The sequence below is a fragment of the Streptosporangium sp. NPDC049376 genome, assembly GCF_044466505.1.
In the GTDB taxonomy this organism is placed as follows: Bacteria; Actinomycetota; Actinomycetes; order Streptosporangiales; family Streptosporangiaceae; genus Streptosporangium.
This window is the reverse complement of record NZ_JBITMT010000015.1, coordinates 2,429-23,265: the sequence shown is the minus strand read 5'-3', so window position 1 is coordinate 23,265 and position 20,837 is coordinate 2,429. Positions and strand designations below refer to the sequence as shown.

Below are 20,837 nucleotides of genomic sequence, written 5' to 3'. Positions count from 1 at the left end.
TGTCAACCGCCGGGACACGCCCTTTATGCCCTGGCCCAATCACCCGCCGCGGTGGTGGAGTGGAGGGATGGATGTCACAGACGTTCTCCAGGCCGAGCTCTCCGCCTCGAACGACCGCCTGCTGGCCGACGTCGCCGAGCTGTCGGACACCGACGTCACAGGCGGTTCACGGCTGCCCGGCTGGAGCAGGGGGCACGTCCTGACTCATCTCGCCCGCAACGCCGACAGCCTCGTCAACCTGCTGACGTGGGCCAGGACGGGCGTAAAGACCCCTCAGTATCCCGACCCGGGCAGGCGCGACCTGGACATCGAGGCGGGCGCGGGACGGCCCGCGCGGGAACAGTTCGCCGACCTCGAAGCCAGCACGGCGCGTTTCGCCGAGGCGGCCGCCGCCCTGTCCGGCGCGAACTGGTCGGCCCCGGTCGGCACGGCCCCCGTCCTCCACCCGGCCTGGTACGTGCTGGCGCGCAGGGCACGCGAGGTCGAGGTGCACCACGCCGACCTCGGCACAGGGTACGGACCCGCCGACTGGCCGGAGGCGTTCGTCCGCAGAGAACTGCACGACGCGATGCTGTGCTGGCCCCGGGAACTCTCGGTGGTGAGCGAGATCGTGGTCGAGGAGGTCAGGGACGGGGAGAACCACCACCAGGTCTGGCGGGACCTCGGCACGGGGCCGGTGCTTCAGGGCGACGTCTGGAGCCTGCTCGGGTGGCTTACCGGCCGGGCGTCGGGTACGGGGCTTAAGGTGATGCCGGAGGGAACGGCGGGCAACCTGCCCGCGGAGGCGCGGGCAGCGCCCGCACCGCCCGGATGGCCCGCCCGCTCCGCTCCTACCGGCCTTCCCTCGAACCCGCCAGAGGAGTATCCATGACGTACACCGGCGACGTGCAGGTCGGCGGCCCAGCCGACGTGCGTGAGCTGCCCGACCTGACGATCTCGAAGCTGGCGGTCGGCCCCTACGACAACAACGCCTACCTGCTGCGGTGCAACGAGACCGGTGACGGCGTGCTCATCGACGCCGCCGCCGAGGCCGACCGGCTGCTGGCGCTCATCGGGGACCACCCGATCAGCAAGATCGTCACGACCCACCGGCACGGTGACCACTGGCAGGCCCTGGAGCAGGTCGCCTCCGCGACGGGTGCGACCGTCGTGGCGCATCCGCTCGACGCGCCCGCGCTACCGGTTCCCGTCGGCCTGAAGGTCGAACACGGAGACGGGGTCACCGTCGGCGTGGTCACCCTGGAGGTGATCCACCTGCGCGGGCACACGCCTGGCTCGATCGCCCTGTACCGGCCGGGCCACGTGTTCACCGGTGACTCGCTCTTCCCCGGCGGCGTCGGCAACACCGAGAAGGACCCCGAGCGGTTCGACCGGCTCTTCACCGACGTCTCCGAGCGGATCTTCGACCGGCTGCCCGACGAGACCTGGGTCTACCCGGGCCACGGCAAGGACACCACGCTGGGCGCCGAACGCCCGTCCCTGCCGCAGTGGCGCGCACGCGGCTGGTGAGCCTCCCCGGAACGCGTTCGCCCGGGGACCTCCGATGGTCCCCGGGCGAACGGAACGTCCCTCAGGCAGCCGTCACAGGGAGGACAGCTCGGACTCCCGGCGTTGCTCCCTGCGCTTCTCCCGCTTGAACATGAGCACGCGCAGCGGGATGGCCGAGACCATCGCTATCTGCATGATCGCGCCGACCTTGATGAGCGTGTCACCGCCCGCCAGGCCCGCTGCCCAGATGGTCAGGCAGGCCACGTTGATCATCATCCAGGCCAGGACCGCGGCCGCCAGGTTGCCCTTGGGCTTGGGGTACTCGATCCGGCTGACCATGAGGTAGGCGATCCCGAAGATCGGCAGCACCGTCCAGATCGACGGTGCGAACAACATCACGACCGAGACCACGGTCATGGCGCCCATCGGGATGGGCAGCCCCATGAAGTCACCGCTCTTGGTCTTCACGCAGGCGAATCTGGCCAGCCGGATGACCCCGGCCAGCAGCACGGACCCCGCGGCGGTCATCACCAGCGGGAAGGGCACCTGGGGGGTGAATCCGGCCCAGATGACCACCATGAACGCCGGGGCGAACCCGAAGCTGATCACATCGGCCAGGTTGTCCAGTTCGGCGCCCATCGCCGAGGCGCGGAACTTGCGCGCGACCAGACCGTCGAACAGGTCACAGGTCGCGCCGATCAGCAACAGCACCACGGCGGTGCCGAAGAACCGGGGGTCTGCGGCGAAGGGCTTGTGCTCCTGCAGCGCGCGGATCGCCGACCAGGCGAGCACGCAGACCGACAGGAAGCCGCACAGCGCGTTGCCGAGGGACAGCGAGTCGGCCGCGGAGAGCCGGAAGGCCTTGCCGACCGGCCCCCTCGGCTCCTCGTCCGTCTCGTCAAGAGGCCAGCTCGCGTCAGCCGTGGTCAAGGCCGGTCACCCCCGCGACAGTCCGTTGGCCGACCGAGACCGCGGGCTCGATCCCCTCGGGCAGGTAGACGTCCACCCGGGAACCGAGCCGGATGAGACCGATGCGCTCGGCTCTGGCCACCTTGGCTCCCACGGTCAGGTAGGGGATGATGCGCCGCGCGACGGCACCGGCGATCTGGACCAGCTCCACGTCGCCGACCTCGGTCGCGAAGTGCCAGACCACCCGCTCGTTCTTGTCGCTGTCCTTGTTGAACGCGGGAACGAACCCTCCGGTGACGTGCTCGATCGAGGTCACCGTACCGGCCAGCGGGGCACGGTTGACGTGCACGTCGAGCGGGCTCATGAAGATCGCCACACGGGTGCGGCCGTCCGGCCACGGGTCGATGCTCTGCACCACGCCGTCCGCGGGCGACAGGATCCGCGCCGTACCCGGCGTGCGCTCGGGGTCCCGGAAGAACCAGAGCATGCCACCGGTGAGTACGGCCAGCGGAGCCGCCGCCAGCGCCCAGCGCCGGTCACGACGGCTGAGCAGCGAGGTCGCTGCAGTGGCGGCCACGGTTGGGAGCAACCACGGGGAGACGCCACGCGCCAGCCGTACACGGCCCGGCTTATGGCTTGCTGAATCGTGGGACACAGGAAACCTTTTGATGTCTTGCGGCATTAGACCGGTATTGTCTGCCTGCTCTCCGGCAGGATGCTACCCGTCTCTCAGCCCTGGTACGGCGTAACGAGACAAGCAAAGCGCGTCACAGGCCAATCCGCTAGCCCTGGTCGGCGCTCGCGGCGGTGGTGATGTGCTCGCCCTCGCGTGCGTCGCGGCGGGCCTTGATCAGGCTGGCTCCGGTAGTGATCACCATGGTGACGCCGATGACCGACAATGACAGCCAGATAGGCACCTCGGGTGCCCAGGACACGCCGCTGGAGTGCAGCGCCTCGGCAATCAGCTTAACCCCGATGAAGCCGAGGATGAACGCGAGACCGTAGCTGAGGTAGGCCAGACGCTGCAGCAGGTCGCCCAGCAGGAAGTAGAGCTGACGCAGTCCCATCAGCGCGAACGCGTTGGCCGTGAAGACGATGAAGGCGTCGGTCGTGAGGCCGAAGATGGCGGGAATCGAGTCGAGCGCGAAGAGCAGGTCGGTGGTGCCGATGGCGATCATCACGATGAGCAGCGGGGTGACCATGCGCCTGCCGTCCACCTTGACGAGGACCCGGGAGCCGACGTAGTCGTCGGTGTGGGGCAGCGCCCTGCGGGCCCAGCGCAGCACCAGGTTCTCCTTGACCTCTTCCTCCTCGTCCTTGCCGTGCTGGCGGACCAGCTGCACCGCGGTGTAGATGAGGAACAGGCCGAACACGTAGAACAGCCAGCCGAAGCTGGACAGCGCGGCCGCGCCGACGGCGATGAAGCCGCCTCGCATGACCAGGGCCATCAGGATGCCGACCAGCAGCACCTTGTGCTGGTAGATCTTCGGCACCGCGAAGCGGCTCATGATGATGTAGAAGACGAAGAGGTTGTCGACGCTCAAGCTGTATTCGGTCAGGTAACCCGCGAAGAACTGGCCCGCCGAGGTCGGCCCGGCGAAGATCCACAACACCACACCGAAGATCACCGCGAGCGTCACATAGAAGCCGACCCAGAAGCCGGCCTGCCGCGGGGAGAACTCCCGGGGTTCACCCCGGTCAACGATCCACAGGTCAAAGGCAAGAATGACCAGCAAACCACCAATAACGGCGATCCAAGCCCATACGGGAATAGTCACAACAAAACCTCCGGCGGCGCGCATGACTGACAGCCGGAGGTCTCTCCCGCCCGTGCGTAACCAAGCACGAACCGACAGCCCCGGGGGCCCCGTGGAGTGAGGCAACACCGTGATGACGAGACTGTCACGAAGGGATACTCCCCCCCTAACCAAACCAGTATAGATGCCGGGCCTGGCAGTGCCCAATTCGGCGGTGGGTTCCACAAGGATGTTCCCACGGCGGACCGCCTCCTGCCATGGGATCCTTCAGGTAATCCCTCCCTGATCCCCACGTAGATCGCCGTAGACCTCCCGCACCGCCTCAAGGGCCTCAACCGCACCGGGCAGCTCACGGCCTCGCCGTACGGCCGCCTCTCTCAGGGCCGTGGCCAGGCCGCCGTCGGCGAGCAACCTCCCGACCGCCCCACGCAGCGCGACGGCGTCGCCGTACGGCACCAGCAACCCGGCGTCCCCGACCATCGGCGGGATTCCGCCGACCGCGGTGGCGATCACCGGTGTGCCCGCCCGCAGGGCCTCCTGCACCACGAGCGGCTGGCCCTCCCAGCGACTGGGCACCACCAGGGCTCCGGCGACGGTGAGCAGATCCCCGATGTCCTCCCGGTTCCCGAGGAGCCTCACGGGCAGGCCCTCCCGGGCGACGCGCTCCTCAAGCGGCCCGCGCAACGGCCCGTCCCCGGCGACCAGGAACACCGGTCCCTCGGTGCTCTCCCTCCCTGCGAAGGCCGAGGCGACGTCCAGGAGGGTTTCCAGCCCCTTCTGCTGGGCGAGCCTGGCGACCGTCAGCAGGACGGGCCGCCCGCCGACGCCCAGTCCCGCCCTGACGTCCTGGGCCGATCGCCCCGATGGGGTCAAGACGGGCGCCGGGACGACGGCGGCCGCGACGTTCCGGGCGCCCAGCCCGGTCATCCGCTCGCCCAGGTCCGGGGAGACCACCAGGATCCGGTCCGCCAGCCGGGCGACGATCCGTTCGAGCAGGGCGTAAACCGTGCCGACCGCCCCGCCCGCCGTCGCGGCGTTGTGCAGGGTCACCACCAGACCTGTCCCGGTCCCGGCCAGGGCGAGCGCGGCCAGCGCCCCTGCCCGCAGCCCGTGCGCGTGCACGACGTCCGCCCCCCGCAGCCCCCGCAGCACCCGTACGGCCCGCAGGTCGTGCAGCGGGCGCGGCCTGTCGGAGATCGGCACGGGCAGAAAGACCGCGCCGAGCCGCTCGAAGGCGAAGACCTCCCGGGTACCCGGTGGCCCTGCGACGACCACCCGGTGTCCCTCGCGGGTCAGGCCCTCGGCCAGCATGGCCACGTGCCGCCCCACACCGCCCGTGCTGGTGCCCAGCACCAGCGCCGTCCGCTCACTCATCGGCACCGTTCCTCTCCCGTGACTCCTGCGGGTCCCGGGAGCCCTGAGAGTCTTGAATGTCCTGAGAGCTTTTGGAGGGCGCCCGTCTGAACCGCGCCAGCAGCATCCGGGCGTCCGGTCCGTCGATCACCGAGGCCACGATCGCGAACGCCACGCAACCCGCCGACGCGGCGCCCAGCCCGACCGGGACGCACATCCACTTGGAGACGTTCTGAAAGGGCGTGACGACCGCCAGTCCCGCCGCCCAGGCCGCCCCGCCACCGGCCACGGCGGCCAGCAGGCCCCGCCAGGCCCCGTGCAGCGCCGCCGTCCCCCTGGCCCGCAGCACGGCGAACACCAGCAGGATCCCGCCCACGGTCATGCCGACGGTGCTGCCGAGCGCCAGGTCGCCGACCACCTCGGTCCGCTCACCCGTGGCCCCGGCCAGCAGGATCTGCGCCACCAGCGCCGCCACCCACCCCGCGACGGAGGCGATCGCGGCCGACCTGCCCCGGCCGCAGGCGTACAGCACCCGGGCGAGGTGGAACATCAGCGCGTATCCCGCCAGGCCCGGCGCGAACAGCACGACCGCCCGTGCCATCTCCGCGGGATCACCGCCCGGGGTCCCCTGGAGGAACACCCGGGCCACGGGCACGGCGACCGCCGCCATCACCCCGGCCGCCAGCCCCGTGACCAGCAACACGACCCGGGTGGTCGAGGCGGTGAGGTCGTCGAACCCGGCCAGGTCCCCCTCACCCGCCCGCGTGGCGAGCACAGGGAACGAACTCGTCGCGATCGGCACCACGAGCACCGCGAAGGGAAGCTGGTAGAGCGCCCAGGCGTATGTGTAGACGCCCGTCGCCCCCGCCCCGCCCAGGTCGTTGGCCAGGCGGACGACCACGGTCAACGCGATCTGCTGCGCCACGAGGACCGCGACGCCCGCGGTCGCGAGCCGCCGGGCACGGGCGGCGACGCCGGGCGGGAAGGACAACGACGGCCGCAACCGCAACCGCAACCGGGCCACCGGACCGATCACCGTGACCACCATGGCCGCCGCAGCGACGGTCGCGCCGAGGGAGAGCGTCAGCTGCCCCACCGTGGTGAGGGCGGAGAGGTCGTGCGCGGCGTCACCGCCGAGTGGCTGGAAGACCAGGTAGGAGCCGATGATCAGCAGACTGGACACCAGCGGCGCCAGGGCGGGCCCCATGAAGCGCCGGTGGGCCTGGAGCACACCGTAGAGGATGACCGCGAGCCCGAAGAAGATCATTCGAGGGGCGAAGACGACGAGCATGTCCGTGCCCACCCCGATGACCTGACTCATGTCGCAGTCGCCGACGTCGCCGACCAGCAGGGTGACGACCGGCCCCGCGAAAGCGGCGATGAGCAGCGTCAGCGGGACCAGTGCCAGCAGTACCCAGGTCAGCAGTGCCGAGGTGGTCCTGCCGACCTCGGCCCTGGCCTCGGGATCGGTGGCGGACCTGGAGGCCGCCGAGGCCAGGACCGGAACCACCGTCCCGGCCAGCGCGCCCCCCGCGACCAGTTCGAAGACGATGTTGGGAACGTAGTTGGCGGTGTTGTACGCGGTGCTCAGACAGAGGTTGCCGACGGTCTGGGACTGAACGAGATAGCGGCCGAACCCCGCCACCCGAGCCACGACGGTCACGATCCCGATCAGGAGCGCCGCCCCCGCGACCCCCTGGCCGATCTTCCTGATCATCAGTCGGCGGGCGCCTGCTCCACGGGACGACGGCCGAGCATGTCGATGCGGTTGAGCACCGGGTTGGCGGCGATGACCCTGGTGAAGCTGATCCGCTCCGAGGCCGCGGTGAGCGCGACCACGGTGCCGAGCACGGCGAGGCGGCCAGGCCTGCCGAGAGTCGTGGCCGCCGCCAGGCCCACCAGCGCGCCCAGGGCGTTCGCCCCCGCGTCTCCCAGCATGGCCCGCTCGCCCAGGTCCTCGGGCAGCAGCGCGAGCGCCGCACCCATGGGCAGTGCGATCAGAGCCGCCGGGACCGGGTCGCCACGGCGCAGCCCGGCCGCCAGCAGGGGAACCCCGGCCAGCAGGCCCACCTTGATCGCACGTCCCGGCCTCAGGTCGAACAGGTTGGCCAGGTTGGCCGAGCCCGCGACGAGCGCCCCGTCGACCACGACGTCCACCGGGCCGCGGGCGGTCAGGGCCGCGGCGGCCAGGCCCGTCACGCCGATGCCGACCAGCTTCACGGCACCGCTGGTGATCTCCCCCTTCGCCAGGGCGTTCAGATGCCCTCTGAAGCCCTTCGAGGAGGTCGCGCCGTACAGATCGTCGTAGGCGCCCAGAGCACCGCTTCCCGTCACGGCGAGCAGCACGGCCGCGCGGGTCCTCACGGGCAGCCCGGGAAGCGCCGCGGCGGCCGCGGCGGCGCCTGCGGCGAAGGCGGGCCCTTCGAGCAGGGTGATCGGCTCGCCTCTGTGATTGGTCCTCTCCCAGGTCTCCGCGTCACCGACCGGTGGCCTGCGGCTGAAGGCCGCGTAGGCGAGCCTGGCGGCGGCCGCTCCGGCGAGGGCGCCGGCCAGGGCGCCGAGAAGAGCGCGACGAGCCATGGGGTTCATCCTCCGGAGGTGGGCGTGGGGACGGCGGGCGCGCTGGGCTCGATGGCCGAGACGCCGGGGCCCATGCCGTACTGGCCTGAAGAGCCTGACAGTTGTTCCCGCAGAGCGTAGACCACCACGACCCTGCCCGCGGGCATATCGACGTTGTCCACGGTGGAGACCTTCTCCGCGGCGACGGTGTCCTCCCGCAGCGCGGCCAGGGCGCCGCCTGCGGCGCTGCTGTTCAGCGGACCGGCCAGCACCGTCCCCCGGCCCGCCTCGTCGAGCGCCGTGGCCATCGAGACCACCGCGGCCGACTGCGCGACGGCGGTCTCCCCTGCGTACGGCTCGGCCGGGCCGATCACCAGGGCCAGGTCGGCGCGTTTGGCGGGCTGCTCCGCGACGTTGATCAGACCTCCGCGCTGGAATGCCTCAAGGACTCCGGTCGCGACCGGGTTCGCCTTGCCGACCTGCGCGGGGTCGCCGGTCACGATCGCGTTCGCGAGCACCGCGGCCGCCTTGTCGTACGGCGTGTCCTCGGCGGTGAAGGTCATCTCAACAGGCTTGGCGTCGGTGGCCAGCCTGTCGACGACGTCCGACTGGGTCGCGTCGAGGTATTTGTCGGTGAGGGTGACCCGGCCGCTCACGATCGCCCCGGACTCGGTGACCACCTGCTGCACCGCCTCGCGCATACTCACCGAACTGCCGGGGGCCTCGACGATGACGACACGCTCACCGGCGAGCGTGTCGCGCACGAGCCTGGGGGTGTCGGCCGTGACGAACGCGTCGTTGGCGGCGTTCTGGCCCTGCACCGTCTTCAGCTCGGCGCGCAACTCGTTGTTGCTCAGCCTGAGCTGGTTGGCCAGGGTCTCCGCCGTGTCGATGGCGGGCTCCTTCAGCAGGGTCGTGCCCAGCACGATGCCGACGGAGAGCGCGAGGAAGATCGCGACGATGGAGACGAGGTGATAGCGGAAATCGATCACGAGAAGAGTCCGACCAACCAGAAGATGAAGCCGTTCCAGATGTCGCGGACGCTGTCGAGCCAGATCTTGCCCACCGGGGAGACGATGACGGCCAGCCCCATGGTGATCAGCGTGGTGGCGACGAGCAGGAGCAGGGACGGAGTGGAGATCCGGCTGCGGTAGAGCCGGCTGACGCCCTTTGCGTCGATGAGCTTGCCCCCGACCCGCAGCCGGGTGAGGAAGGTGCTGGCCATGCCGGAGCGGCCCTTGTCGAGGAACTCGACCAGCGTCGCGTGGGTGCCGACCGCGACGATCAGGTCGGCGCCCTTGTCGTCGGCGAGCAGCATGGCGATGTCCTCGCTGGTGCCGATGGCGGGGAAGACCACGGCGCTGCAGCCGAGCTGCTGCACCCGTTCGAGACCCGGTGCCCTGCCGTCCCGGTAGGCGTGCACGACCAGCTCGGCCCCGCAGGTCAGGGCCTTGGTGGAGACGGAGTCGAAGTCGCCGACGATGATGTCCGGCACGTAACCGGCCTCCAGAAGGGCGTCCGCGCCGCCGTCGACCCCGATCATGATCGGGCGGTACTCCCGGATGTAGGGGCGCAGGACGGCGATGTCCTCCTTGTAGTGGTAGCCGCGCACCACGATGAGAACGTGCCGCCCCTCCATGACGGTCGCGATGTCGGGGACGCCGACCCCGTCGATGAGCAGGTCGCGCTCGCGCCTGACGTACTCCATGGTGTTGGCCGCGAACGCCTCGATCTGGACGGTCAGCCCGGCCCTGGCCTCGACCATCGCGGCCTCGATCGACTCGGCCGACTGCACGTCGCCCTTGGCGACCACCTCGTCGTCGAGGTAGACGACGCCCTCGTGCACCCTGACCAGGTCGCCGTCCTTGACACGGTCGAAGATCTCGGCGGTGGCGTTGTCGACGAACGTCACGTCCGCCTCGACGAGGATCTGCGGACCCAGGTTGGGGTAACGGCCACTGATGCCCGCCGCGACGTCGATCACCGCCGCCGCACCGCACGCGACAAGCGCCTCCGCGCTCACCCGGTCAACGTCAACGTGATCGATAATCGCGATTTCCCCGGCCTTGAGGCGCTTGGTCAGCCTCTTGGTCCGCCGATCGATTCTCGCCACTGCCGTCACCCCGGGAAGGTCCGTGGCCTTCCTGCGGCGGAGGTAACCGTTGAGCCTGCGTTGAAGCTCGTCCGTCGGCACCTTCATCACGCCCATCCTGCCAGAGGGAAAGACCGGCCGAGCCATGCGGTTGACGGTGTGTCAGATTCGTCACTGAAGATCCCCACGCGGCCCCGCCCCCTGAGCTATCCGAAAGACCTCCCGTTATTCCTACCTCGCCGCCGTCGGTGGCCGAGCCTTCGCGCGACGGGTTCAGGCCTTGTCCGCGGCGGCGATCGACAGAAGCTCCTCCGCGTGTGCCCTGCCCAGTTCGGAGTCCTCAAGCCCGGCGAGCATCCGGGAGAGCTCTCGCGCCCGGCCGTCCTTGTCCAGGGCGACCACACCGCTGCGTACGACGCTGCCGTCGCTCGCCTTCTCCACCACGAGGTGCTGGTCGGCGAAGGCCGCGACCTGGGGCAGGTGAGTGACGACGATCACCTGTGCGGTGCGCGCCAGGCGTGCCAGCCTGCGGCCGATCTCCACCGCGGCCTTGCCGCCGACCCCCGCGTCGACCTCGTCGAAGACGAACGTCGGGACGGGATCGGCACCGGCGAAGACGACCTCGATGGCGAGCATGACCCGGCTCAGCTCGCCGCCGGAGGCGCCCTTGTTCAGCGGCAGCGCCGGTGAGGCGGGGTGCGGGGCCATGCGCAGCTCCACCTCGTCGATCCCGTGCGGCCCGAACTCCGCCGCGGCGGTGATGACGACGGTCACCCTGGCGTGCGGCATGGCCAGAGCGGTGAGCTCCTCGGTGACGGCCTGTCCGAACCGTTCGGCGGCGGCCGTCCTGACGCGGGTCAGCTCGGCGGCCAGCTCGGTCAGCCTGCCGGTGAGCTCCTCGTGTTCGCGGGCGAGTTCGCCGATCCGCTCGTCGTCGCCCTCCAGCTCGGCGACCCGCGCCGCGGCCTGCTCGGCCCAGGTGAGCACGACGCCGGTGTCCTCGCCGTACTTGCGCAGCAGGTGGTTGAGCACGGCCTGCCGTTCCTGCACGGCCGCAAGCCGAGCCGGGTCCGCCTCGACGGACTCGGCGTAGGAGGCCAGCTCGGTGGCCACGTCCGAGATCAGGTAACCCGCCTCGGCGAGCCGGTCGGCGATCCCGGCGAGCACCGGGTCGAATTCGCGGACCGCCTCGACGGCGGCTCGTGCCCGTCCGACCAGGGTGACGGCGTCCTGCATCTCCCCCTCGCCGGACATCGGGTCGCCGAGCAGCGCGCCGTGCGCGGTCTCGGCCGCGCTCCTGAGGGAGTCGGCGTGGGCGAGTCTCTCCCCCTCCTCACGCAGTTCGGTCTCCTCCCCACGTCTGGGGTCGGCCTGCTCGACCTCCTGAAGCCCGAACCTGAGCAGGTCCGCCTCCTGGGCGCGTTCCCTGGCCCTGTCGGTGAGCTCGGCCAGCTGGTCGGCGACCTGCCTGTGCCGTTTGTAGGCCTGCTCGTAGGAGCGCAGCGGCTTGACCAGTTCCTCGCCCACGTAGCGGTCGAGGGCCGCGCGCTGGCGTCCCGGCTGCAGCAGCCGCTGCTGGTCCATCTGGCCGTGCACGGCGACCAGATCCTCGGCCAGGTAGGTGAGGGTGCCGACGGGCACGCTCCGCCCGCCGAGCCAGGCCCGGCTGCGGCCCTCCGCCGAGACGGTGCGGGAGATGATCAGCTCGCCATCCTCGACCTGGCCGCCCACGTCCTGCACCTGCTGGGCGACCCGGCCCGCCGGATCGACCACGAGAGTGCCCTCGACCGTCGCCCTGTCCGAACCGGGCCGGACACGGGCCGGGTCCGCCCTGCCTCCGAACAGCAGCCCGAGACCGGTCACAACCATGGTCTTACCCGCACCCGTCTCGCCCGTGAGCACGGTGAACCCCGGCGAGAGCACCAGGACGGCCTCGTCGATCACACCGAGCCCTTGGATGCGGACCTCCTCGACCCTGGGTCGCACTGGTCCCTCCCGTCACATCGAATTCACCGAACATCAGTGCGGTGCGCGGGCACGATCCTACGCGTTCGGGACGACCACCGCCCGGACGATCTAGGCTCGCGTCCGGCCGCGCCACCCCTGGACGGGAAGGTCGAACTTGGCGACCAGCCTGTCGGTGAAAGGCGCCCCGGTGTCCTCGATCCCGTGCAGACGCGCCAGCCGTACGGGGAGGTCGGCTCTGCGGACCTCGACGCGCGCCCCGGCGGGCAGGTCGAACCGGCGGCGCCCGTCGCACCACAGCACCGCCCCCGCCGTCGCGGGCTGGACCTCCAGCGCCAGCGTCGAACGGGGCGAAACGACCAGCGGCCTGGCGAACAGCGCGTGGGCACTGATCGGCACCAGCAGCATCGCCTCGACCTCCGGCCACACCACCGGGCCGCCGGCGGAGAAGGCGTAGGCGGTCGAACCCGTCGGCGTGGCGCAGATGACCCCGTCGCACCCCCAGCGCGACAGCGGCCGCCCGTCGACCTCGGCGACCACTTCGAGCATCCGCTCGCGTTTCTCCACCGTGGCCTCGTTGAGCGCCCACGTGTCGGCCAGCAGCTGCCCGTTGAGGCGGGCGGTGACCTCGACGGTCATCCGCTCCTCGACGTCGTAGCGGCCCCGCACCACGGAGTCGACCGCGTCCGAGAGGTTCTCGACCTCCGCCTCGGCCAGGAAGCCGACGTGCCCGAGGTTGACGCCGAGCAGCGGCACCCCCGCCGGACGGGCCAGTTCGGCGGCCCGCAGCAGGCTGCCGTCACCGCCCAGAACGATCATCATCTCGGCGCCGTGTACCGCCGTCTCACCCGCGGGCGTCACCTCGACGCCCGCGCACGCGATCGACTCGGCCTCGGCTCGCAGGACACGGACGGTCAGCCCGGCCTTGACCAGCCTGCCGATCACCAGACGGGCGCTGTCGACGGCCGCGCCCCGCCCGGTGTGGGCGGTGACCAGCACGGTGCGCTTGGCAGTCATGTTCCACTCTCCCGGAGGGCGGGCACTACTGGGGACCTTCCGCGACCGCGCGTCCGATCTCGGCCGCGACGTCCGCTACCTGTGGCGGGCCTTCTCCCCGGCCCAGCCAGATGACGTACTCGACGTTTCCCGAAGGGCCGGGCAGCGGACTCGCGGTGACACCCCGCACGGTCAGGCCGAGCGCCCGCGCGCTGTCGGCGACGTCCTGTACGGCCTGGCCCCGCAGCACCGGGTCCCTGACGACCCCGCCGGCGCCGACCCGTTCCCTGCCGACCTCGAACTGGGGTTTGACCAGCATCGCGAAGTCCGCCCGCTCCGCGGCGCAGGCGACCAGGGCGGGCAGCACCAGACGCAGCGAGATGAACGACAGGTCCCCGACGATCAGCGTGGGCGGCTGCCCGACCATCTCGGGGGTCAGATCCCTGACATTGACCCGCTCCATGACCGTGACCCGCTCGTCGGTCCGCAACGACCAGGCCAGCTGGCCGTAACCGACGTCGACGGCCAGCACGTGCGCGGCGCCGTTGCGCAGCAGCACGTCGGTGAAACCCCCGGTCGAGGCTCCCGCGTCCAGGCAGTGGCGTCCCTCGACGGTCAGCCCCCGGGGGCCGAAGGCCTCAAGGGCGCCGAGCAGCTTGTGCGCCCCCCGCGAGACGTAGTCGGGGCCCTCCGCGGCCTCGGCGACCACGATCGCGGAGGCGGTCTCCACCTGGGTGGCCGGTTTGGCGGCCACCTGGCCGCCGACGGTGACCCTGCCCGCCTCGATGAGCTGAGACGCCTGTTCGCGGGACCTGGCCAGGCCGCGCCGTACCAGTTCGCTGTCGAGGCGTGTGCGGCGGCTCACCGGTGCTGGTCCGCGGTGCCGTCCGCCGCGGCGAGTGCCTGTTCGAGCCCGGCGAACACCTCCTCGAACACACTCGCGTGCGCGGAGACAGGCGTCGTACCCAGCCGGGCCAGCCCGCCCAGCGCCGTGTCGACCCGCTCCTCTCCGGTCTCCCCCGGCAGGTCCGTCATGCGCCCCCCATCGAAAGCCGTTCCCCGCCGGCTCGGCGGCCGGCGTGGTGGTCGCACGGGAACGGATCCACACCGCCCCGTGTCGCCTTGACCGTATCGGAAGCCGTGCCGCGCGTCGCATCGGCCACTCACCGACCGAAGTGGGCGGTCCGCGAACTACTGTACGTGTCTCGCCCGTTGTCACCTTGATGGAACGGAAGGCCGCCTGTGCGTACCCTCACGTCATCCAGGAACACCGTGTCGGGAGGCTTCCCGCACGCACCGGATCACGTGCCACATCGATGTGGAACGCTACCGTCCGTAGAGACGACAAGGAGTTCGGGCCGCCCGGACAGAAGGGAGCGCCAAACGATGGCGACCGTCGACGAGTGCCGGGTGGCACTGCGCAAACTCGGCGAGCAGTTCGACGAACTCGACCAGGAGAGCCGCGCCAGGCACGTGGTCGACCGCAGCATCAGCTGTCACATCAGCGACCTGGGGGTCACCTTCTACGGCCGCATCCACCACGGAGGGCTCGGCCCCTTCGACGACCTTCCTCCGGGTGACGCCAGATCCGCGAACGTGAAGCTGACCATAGGCAGTGACGACCTGATCGCCCTGGTCAACGGTGAACTCGACATGGGGCGCGCGGTGTTCGGCGGCCGTGTCAAGATCGATGCCAGTTTCGGCGACCTGATGCGCCTGCGTAAGCTCCTGTGAACCGTCACGGCCCCCGGTTTCGGGACGTCTCACCCGGGTGAGGACGTCCGGCCGGAGAGCGGGGAGCCGAGGACGGCCTTCACGGCGTCCTCGTCCGCCCGGCCGGCACCGGCCGCCTCCCACGCCGCGGCGCAGGCCGCCCTGAGGCCGTCGACGGGGTCCCCCTCCCCCTCCAACCTGAGACGGCCCTCCTGCCAGCGGGCGTTCCACCCGCGGCAGGACCAGCCGTCTCCGGCCCGTCGCACCTGAGGGTAGGGCAGGTGCAGAGCCGACAGGTCCGCCGCGACGTACGAGGGCCTGTGCTCGGGTGGCGCCGTCAGCAGGTCCAGCGGAGTGGTCACGCCTGTCAGCACGAGCAGCCCGTCGACCCCGGCGTTGGTCGCTCCCTCGATGTCGGTGTCGAGCCGGTCGCCGACCACCAGGGGCCGCTTCGAACCGGTCCGCAGGATCGACTCGCGGTGCAGTGGCGGCTCCGGCTTTCCCGCGACGATCGGCTCGGCCCCGGTCGCCGTGGCGATCACCCTGATCATCGCGCCGTTGCCCGGGACCTCACCGCGTCCCGTGGGCATGGTCGAGTCCGCGTTCGCGGCCACGAACAGAGCCCCCTGCCGTACGGCCAGCGCCCCCTCGGCCAGCAAGCCGTAGGAGATGCCGTGGGCCATGCCCTGCACCACCGCCGCCGGGTCTTCCAGGGCGGTGCTGACCGGACGCAGCCCATGGGCGCGTACGGCGTCACGCAGACCCATCCCGCCGACGACCAGCACCGCGGCGCCCGGATCGACCCGTTCGGCCACCAGTCTCGCGGCGGCCTGAGCCGAGGTGACCACGTCATCGGGCGTGGCGGGAGCGCCGAGCGCGCTCAGGTGCTGGGCGATCGCGCGAGGAGTGCGTGAGGCGTTGTTGGTGACGTACGCGAGCCGTACGCCGCGTTCCACCGCCTCACGCAGCGCCTCGGGAGCCCCCGGCACGGCGTCGGGCCCGAGATACACCACCCCATCGAGATCGAGGAGAAGAGTGTCATAGGGGTCGATCAACGTTTGCGTGTCCACCCGCCCATTCCATCACCCGCGGGAATCACGCCCGGCGGGCGCGTAGCGTCGCCCGGACGCTCTTCAGGGCCGACACGTAGTGCCGCTGGTCGGGACGCATGGCGACGGCGATGGCAAGGGGCTCCTGTGCCCCCTCCATGTCACCGGTCCGCCACAGAGCGAGCCCGAGCCCGAAATAGGCGTAGTCCTCGGCCGGGTTCGCGTCGATGATCCATCGGAAGCTGTCGGCGGCGTCGGCGTACTGTCTGGAGTTGAACTGGGCACGGGCGAGTGCCTCGCGGATACTTCGCGACTCCGGCTCCGCGTCGGCGGCACGTTCCAGCAGCGCGGCGGCCGCGGCCGGACTGCCCTCGCCCAGCAGCTTCATCCCTCGTTGAAACCATTCATAGACGTCCCCGACCGGAGCGCCCGTCTCGGGGTTGGGGGAATCAGACGGACCGCTACGTCCTTGGACCATGCGTTAGGCCTCCTTCATCGACAGACGACAGATCTGACCGATCCCCTGACGGACCCGGGTACCGCATCACCGAGGCGGCCCCTGGACGTTTCAGGCCTTTATGGCAGCATGCCCTATATGGCGAATCCTGAACTGCCGATACACGACGGGCTCGTGCTTCGCCCGTTCCGTGGCGTACGGTTCACGGTCGGCAATCCCGCGGAGGTGACCTCTCCCCCCTACGACCTCATCGAGGAAAGCGGCGTTCAGGACCTGCTCACCTCACATCCCAACAACGTGGTGCGGCTCATCCTTCCCGGAGCCGACCGCCACCGGTACGCCGAGGCACGGCAGACCCTGGACGCGTGGCTCTCCTCCGGGGTGCTGGCCGCCGACGAGACGCCGGCCGTCTACGTCTACGAGCAGGATGGCCCCGGGGTCCTGCAACGCGGGCTCATCGGCGACGTCGGCCTGGCCGAGCCGGAACAGGGTGTCATCCTGCCGCACGAGGACGTGATGCCCGGCCCGGTCGCCGACCGCCTGGCCCTCATGCGGGTGACCGAGGCGAACCTGGAGCCGATCTTCCTTCTCTACGAGGGCGCGGGAGGAACCGCCACCCGTCTTGTCGACCGGATCGCCGCCGACCGGTCGCCCCTGGTCGAGGCGTGGACCCAGGACGGGGTCAGGCACCGGCTGTGGGCCGTCACCGATCCGGAGGAACTCTCCGGCATCAACGCCGACCTCCGTTCCCGCCAGGCCCTCATCGCGGACGGCCATCACCGTTACGCCACCTATCTCGCCCTTCAGCGCGAACACCACGCCGCCTCCGGCTCTGCTCCTTCCTCTTCTGCGGGCACCGTTTCCCCGATGAACAGCTTTCCGCCGGGCGCGAGCACACAGGACCAGCCCGTTGAGCCGGGACCCTGGGACTTCGGTCTGGCTCTTCTGGTGGACTCCGACTCCTATCCGCCGAACCTGCGGGCCATCCACCGCGTCATCCCGGGTCTGCCGCTTCGGGAGGCCGTGGACCGAGCCGGGCAGGCCTGGAAAGTCCGCCGGCAAACCGACCTCACGGAGGGGTTGGCGGCCCTGGCCCAAGCGGAGGAACCCTCCTTTCTCCTGTCGGACGGAGACGACACGTATCTGCTCACCGACCCCGACCCCGTGCGGCTCGGCAGCGCCATGCCCGAACATCGCTCCGCTCGATGGCGCGCGCTGAACACCGCCGTCCTCGCGGAGTTCGTCCTGCCCGGACTCTGGGGACTGCGGGACGACGAACAGACGGTACGCATCGTGCACCACGACCCCGCGGCAGCCGTACGGCTCGCGCGGGTGAGCGGGGGAACGGCCGTGTTGCTCAACCCGTTGACGGTCGACGACGTGCTCGCGGTCGCGGCCCAGGCGGAGAGGGTGCCGCGCAAGTCCACTTCCTTCGGCCCCAAACCCCGCACGGGACTGGTGTTGCGCGTGCTGTCCCTCGGCTGAGGCTCCGTACGAAAGAAGACTCCCGGTCAGCCACCATCCGATCGGCTCATGCCCGTGACCAGACGGGCCCGCCCCGCTCTCCTGGCCCCGGGAAAGGACACCGGATCTACGCCCTCCGGGGGGTGCCCAGGCGAGGCCGGTTCGTGAGCGCCCTTCGTAAGAGCGGCCCCGCCTTCAGACGCCTGCCCCGGAGCCGACGACGACGTGATCACCGGCGTGGGCTGCTCCGGGCCGGAAACTCCGCCCTCTTTTCCACCTGCGGGCTCGCCCGGATGCCCGAGACGTCTGGCCGAGCGGACCTCGACCTCGTAACCCGACGACTTCGAACCCTCACTTCCCCACCAACGGCGACGCAGTGCTCCCTCCACCTCCACCATGTCGTCGGCGAGCCACTCGGCTGCGGTCACGGTGACCTCAGGCTCGAACGACGCGCACGGAATGGTGTCCACCTGGCCTCCTCTGCCACGGCGCTGCCGTCTGACGATCATCCGCCAGGTGCCGAGCGTGCCGCCGCTCTGCAGTGACCGGATGCGCACCGCCTCGGGCAGTCGACCCACAAGTGTGACCTCGTTACGGTCCATCGGATCCTCCTTCGATCTCTGCCGACCGAGGACCACTCTTTACGATGTGAGCTGTGCCGGAACGACTAGAACGCCGTTCTGGGGATAACCGTTCCAGTTCTGAGGTGGCCTGTGGACAACATCACCGCCCTCGGCGGAGAGGTCTATGAGATCGACACAAGGATGGCGGGATACTCAGGTATCACGGCTGGATACCTGATTCTGGGAGATCGTCCCTGTCTGGTGGAGACAGGAACCGCGACCTCCGCTCCCGTGGTCCGCGACGCCCTCGCCTCCCTCGGCGTCGGCCCCGGTGATCTCGCGACAATCGTGGTGACGCACATCCATCTGGACCACGCCGGTGGGGTCGGCGATCTGGCGGGGTTCTATCCCGAGGCGGAGATCGTGGTTCATGAGAAAGGCGCCAGACACCTCGCCGACCCCTCCCGGCTGATGGCCAGCGCGAGAATGGTGTGGGGTGACAAGCTGGACGTCCTGTTCGGCGAGATGTCCCCGACCGAGGCTGCGAGAATCCGCGCGCTCGGCGACACGGGAAGCGTCGACCTCGGCAACGGCCGTACGCTCAGCAGCCACTACTCGCCGGGCCACGCCAAACACCATGTGGGACTGATCGACTCGGGGACCGGCGACCTGTATGTCGGCGACGCCGCCGGGGTCTACCTGCCGCAGACCGGAGATCTGCGTCCGGCCACTCCCCCGCCGGACTTCGACCTGCGGACCGCGCTGGACTCGATCGCCCTGTTCGAGGCGTTGGGCCCGCAGCGGCTACTGTTCAGCCACTACGGGCCCGTTGACGACGTCCAGGAGACTCTGGAGCGTTCCGCTGAGGAACTACGCGTCTGGGTGGACCTGACCCGCCAGGCGCACTCCGCCGGTATGGACCTGGACCACGCCGTGGCGATGGTCAGGGAACGCACCCGGGAGAGATACGCGGCACTGCAGGCCGACGACGCGACAGCCGAACAGTTCGAACTGCTCAGCGGCGCTCCGTCCAACGTGGCGGGGATCATCCACTGGCTGGACCGCGTCCAGCCGTGAGACGACGTCCCGTCCCGGGCGGGCAGGCGCCTCACCCGGGACGGGTACGGGTCACTTCTTCTTCTCGTCCTTGGTGACGTCATCGTCGTCGTCGGCCGGAGAGTCACCGAGCGTGTCACCGAAGTCGGGCTCGATGAAGGCAGGACCGACGCCGGGCTCGATCCGCTCCGTCACCTTGTCCTCCTCGCCCTCGGGCTTGAGCTCGGCCTCGCCGAGGAGCGGCTCTCCAGCGGCGAGGTCGCCCACAGGCTCAAGGTCCTGAAGGTCGTCCTCAGCCTCGATCTCCGCGTCGAGGACGGCGGCGTCGTCGATCATGACGGTCTCCACGACGATTCCCTCGTCCTCCGCTTCGGGAAGGTCGGACACCTCGTCGGCGTCCAGCCCGTCGAGGTCGAGGTCCTCGTCGTTCTCAAGATCCTCGATGTCGTCGATGATCGTTCCGGTCAGCTCCGCGTACCGCTCGGCCGCGTCGGTCTCGCCGTCCTCGTCGAAGGCCATGGCACGGCCGAACCACTCGGTGGCGGCCTCCTCGTGCCCCGCGTCGGCGAGCGCGTCGGCGTAGGCGAAGGCGAGCCTCGCCGACCAGGGGTGCGGACGCGTGTCACGCAGCTCAGGCAGACGCTGGAGGGTGATGACCGCGGCGTCCTTCTGGTGAAGGTCACGACGGGCACCGGACTCCACGATGGCGAGCTCGATCTTGCCGGCCCTGTCGAGACGCTCCGCCTCCTTCGATCGGGCCAGGTCCAGCGCCCGCTCAGGACGACCGAGTCCCCGCTCGCAGTCCGCCATGACCGGCAGGAAGGAGTCGGAACCCGTCATGCGGCGGGCGGCGCGCAGGTCGCTGAGCGCCTCCGCGAAGTGCCCCGCCCGGTAGGCGGCGATGCCGACGGCCTCGCGGACCACGCCGATGCGGGCCGCGAAACGACGAGCCACCTTCGTGTGCTCGTAGGCCTGCTCGGCCTCGTCCTCCCCGAGGGCCCGCTCCGCCGCCACGAGGTGGCGGGAGACCAGGTCCGCGAGGTCGAGCGGGAGGGAGCTCAGCTCTTCCCTGACCTCCTTGTCGAGCTCCTCGGCGGTGATGTCGGGAGCCATCGCAGGCAGTTCCTCGCGCGCGTTGGCCGGGGTCTCGCCGCGCTCGCCGGGCTCCTGGTTCCTGCTGTAGCGCGTGCGGGAACCCTCGCCTTCGCCGCGGAACGCGCCGCCCCGGTCGCCCCGGTCACCTCGGTCATAGGAAGGCCTGTCACGGTCACCGTAGGGACGGCGCTCGCCACCACGGTTGTCGCGGTCGCCGTAGGGACGGCGCTCTCCGCCGCGGTCGTCGCGGTAGCCACCGCCGGGACGGTCGTCACGGTTGAACGGACGACGATCCCCCCCCGGACGCGGACCACGAGCCTG

Annotated in this window: 21 protein-coding genes; 5 read left to right on the top strand and 16 right to left on the bottom strand. The window is 70.4% G+C overall.

Going from position 1 to position 20,837, the window contains the following annotated elements; genetic code table 11:
• Positions 1-67: 67 nt before the first annotated feature.
• Together ACIBVQ_RS29895 and ACIBVQ_RS29890 are read left to right on the top strand one after the other, a co-directional pair.
• Entirely contained in the window at positions 68-871 is an 804-nt protein-coding gene (locus tag ACIBVQ_RS29895; RefSeq protein ID WP_399181550.1) for a maleylpyruvate isomerase family mycothiol-dependent enzyme, read from the top strand.
• Positions 868-1,509, top strand: a complete 642-nt coding sequence (locus tag ACIBVQ_RS29890) for an MBL fold metallo-hydrolase (protein ID WP_362915957.1) — start codon at positions 868-870, stop codon at positions 1,507-1,509. The genes ACIBVQ_RS29895 and ACIBVQ_RS29890 overlap by 4 nt, the downstream gene beginning before the upstream one ends.
• Before the next feature lie 72 nt (positions 1,510-1,581).
• Here the strand turns inward: ACIBVQ_RS29890 and pssA are convergent, their stop codons facing one another.
• The 12 genes from pssA to ACIBVQ_RS29830 all read right to left on the bottom strand — a co-directional run bounded on the left by pssA (position 1,582) and on the right by ACIBVQ_RS29830 (position 14,154).
• Entirely contained in the window at positions 1,582-2,418 is an 837-nt protein-coding gene (gene pssA, locus ACIBVQ_RS29885) for a CDP-diacylglycerol--serine O-phosphatidyltransferase (protein ID WP_352013210.1), read from the bottom strand.
• Positions 2,405-3,079, bottom strand: a complete 675-nt coding sequence (locus ACIBVQ_RS29880) for a phosphatidylserine decarboxylase (RefSeq protein ID WP_352013211.1) — start codon at positions 3,077-3,079, stop codon at positions 2,405-2,407. The genes pssA and ACIBVQ_RS29880 overlap by 14 nt, the downstream gene beginning before the upstream one ends.
• A 100-nt stretch (positions 3,080-3,179) precedes the next feature.
• The gene (locus ACIBVQ_RS29875) at positions 3,180-4,199 is read right to left on the bottom strand and encodes a TerC family protein (protein WP_399181547.1); all 1,020 of its coding nucleotides are present in this window, start codon (positions 4,197-4,199) and stop codon (positions 3,180-3,182) included.
• Positions 4,200-4,421: 222 nt separating this feature from the next.
• Positions 4,422-5,528 (bottom strand): glycosyltransferase family 4 protein, encoded by a 1,107-nt coding sequence (locus ACIBVQ_RS29870; protein ID WP_399181545.1) that lies wholly within the window; start codon positions 5,526-5,528, stop codon positions 4,422-4,424.
• Complete coding sequence (gene murJ, locus ACIBVQ_RS29865; protein WP_399181543.1) at positions 5,521-7,224, bottom strand: murein biosynthesis integral membrane protein MurJ; 1,704 nt, start codon at positions 7,222-7,224, stop codon at positions 5,521-5,523. Before murJ ends, ACIBVQ_RS29870 begins: the two co-directional genes overlap by 8 nt.
• Entirely contained in the window at positions 7,224-8,087 is an 864-nt protein-coding gene (locus ACIBVQ_RS29860) for a hypothetical protein (protein ID WP_352013215.1), read from the bottom strand. The genes murJ and ACIBVQ_RS29860 overlap by 1 nt, the downstream gene beginning before the upstream one ends.
• Before the next feature lie 5 nt (positions 8,088-8,092).
• The gene (locus ACIBVQ_RS29855; protein ID WP_362777285.1) at positions 8,093-9,058 is read right to left on the bottom strand and encodes a copper transporter; all 966 of its coding nucleotides are present in this window, start codon (positions 9,056-9,058) and stop codon (positions 8,093-8,095) included.
• Positions 9,055-10,266, bottom strand: coding sequence for a putative cytokinetic ring protein SteA (steA, locus tag ACIBVQ_RS29850; RefSeq protein ID WP_399181540.1), 1,212 nt, complete (start codon positions 10,264-10,266; stop codon positions 9,055-9,057). The genes ACIBVQ_RS29855 and steA overlap by 4 nt, the downstream gene beginning before the upstream one ends.
• 165 nt (positions 10,267-10,431) lie before the next feature.
• A complete protein-coding gene (gene recN / locus ACIBVQ_RS29845) occupies positions 10,432-12,144 on the bottom strand; it encodes a DNA repair protein RecN (RefSeq protein ID WP_352013218.1) in 1,713 nt (570 codons plus the stop codon).
• Between the two features lie 90 nt (positions 12,145-12,234).
• On the bottom strand, positions 12,235-13,140 hold the full coding sequence (locus tag ACIBVQ_RS29840) for an NAD kinase (RefSeq protein ID WP_352013219.1): 906 nt from the start codon (positions 13,138-13,140) through the stop codon (positions 12,235-12,237).
• Positions 13,141-13,165: 25 nt separating this feature from the next.
• Positions 13,166-13,984, bottom strand: a complete 819-nt coding sequence (locus tag ACIBVQ_RS29835; RefSeq protein WP_352013220.1) for a TlyA family RNA methyltransferase — start codon at positions 13,982-13,984, stop codon at positions 13,166-13,168.
• Positions 13,981-14,154 carry a hypothetical protein gene (locus ACIBVQ_RS29830; protein ID WP_352013221.1) on the bottom strand — a complete coding sequence of 58 codons (174 nt, stop codon included), beginning with the start codon at positions 14,152-14,154 and terminating at the stop codon, positions 13,981-13,983. The genes ACIBVQ_RS29835 and ACIBVQ_RS29830 overlap by 4 nt, the downstream gene beginning before the upstream one ends.
• Positions 14,155-14,505: 351 nt before the next feature.
• Here ACIBVQ_RS29830 and ACIBVQ_RS29825 point away from each other — a divergent pair, with 351 nt between their 5' ends.
• Positions 14,506-14,853: an SCP2 sterol-binding domain-containing protein gene (locus tag ACIBVQ_RS29825; RefSeq protein ID WP_352013222.1), complete on the top strand. Its 348-nt coding sequence runs from the start codon at positions 14,506-14,508 to the stop codon at positions 14,851-14,853.
• A gap of 29 nt (positions 14,854-14,882) precedes the next feature.
• On the opposite strand, the gene ACIBVQ_RS29820 is transcribed toward ACIBVQ_RS29825, so the two are convergent.
• Together ACIBVQ_RS29820 and ACIBVQ_RS29815 are read right to left on the bottom strand one after the other, a co-directional pair.
• Complete coding sequence (locus ACIBVQ_RS29820; protein ID WP_399181536.1) at positions 14,883-15,902, bottom strand: HAD-IIA family hydrolase; 1,020 nt, start codon at positions 15,900-15,902, stop codon at positions 14,883-14,885.
• Positions 15,903-15,927: 25 nt separating this feature from the next.
• A complete protein-coding gene (locus tag ACIBVQ_RS29815; RefSeq protein WP_352013224.1) occupies positions 15,928-16,269 on the bottom strand; it encodes a tetratricopeptide repeat protein in 342 nt (113 codons plus the stop codon).
• Positions 16,270-16,476: 207 nt separating this feature from the next.
• Between ACIBVQ_RS29815 and ACIBVQ_RS29810 the strand changes: the two genes are divergently transcribed.
• Positions 16,477-17,823 (top strand): DUF1015 family protein, encoded by a 1,347-nt coding sequence (locus ACIBVQ_RS29810; RefSeq protein ID WP_399181534.1) that lies wholly within the window; start codon positions 16,477-16,479, stop codon positions 17,821-17,823.
• 26 nt (positions 17,824-17,849) lie between these two features.
• On the opposite strand, the gene ACIBVQ_RS29805 is transcribed toward ACIBVQ_RS29810, so the two are convergent.
• Positions 17,850-18,404, bottom strand: coding sequence for a single-stranded DNA-binding protein (locus ACIBVQ_RS29805; RefSeq protein WP_399181532.1), 555 nt, complete (start codon positions 18,402-18,404; stop codon positions 17,850-17,852).
• 162 nt (positions 18,405-18,566) lie between these two features.
• Between ACIBVQ_RS29805 and ACIBVQ_RS29800 the strand changes: the two genes are divergently transcribed.
• On the top strand, positions 18,567-19,442 hold the full coding sequence (locus ACIBVQ_RS29800) for an MBL fold metallo-hydrolase (protein ID WP_362915984.1): 876 nt from the start codon (positions 18,567-18,569) through the stop codon (positions 19,440-19,442).
• A gap of 51 nt (positions 19,443-19,493) precedes the next feature.
• On the opposite strand, the gene ACIBVQ_RS29795 is transcribed toward ACIBVQ_RS29800, so the two are convergent.
• The coding region (locus ACIBVQ_RS29795; RefSeq protein ID WP_399181530.1) for a hypothetical protein at positions 19,494-20,837 on the bottom strand (1,344 nt) is incomplete at its 5' end.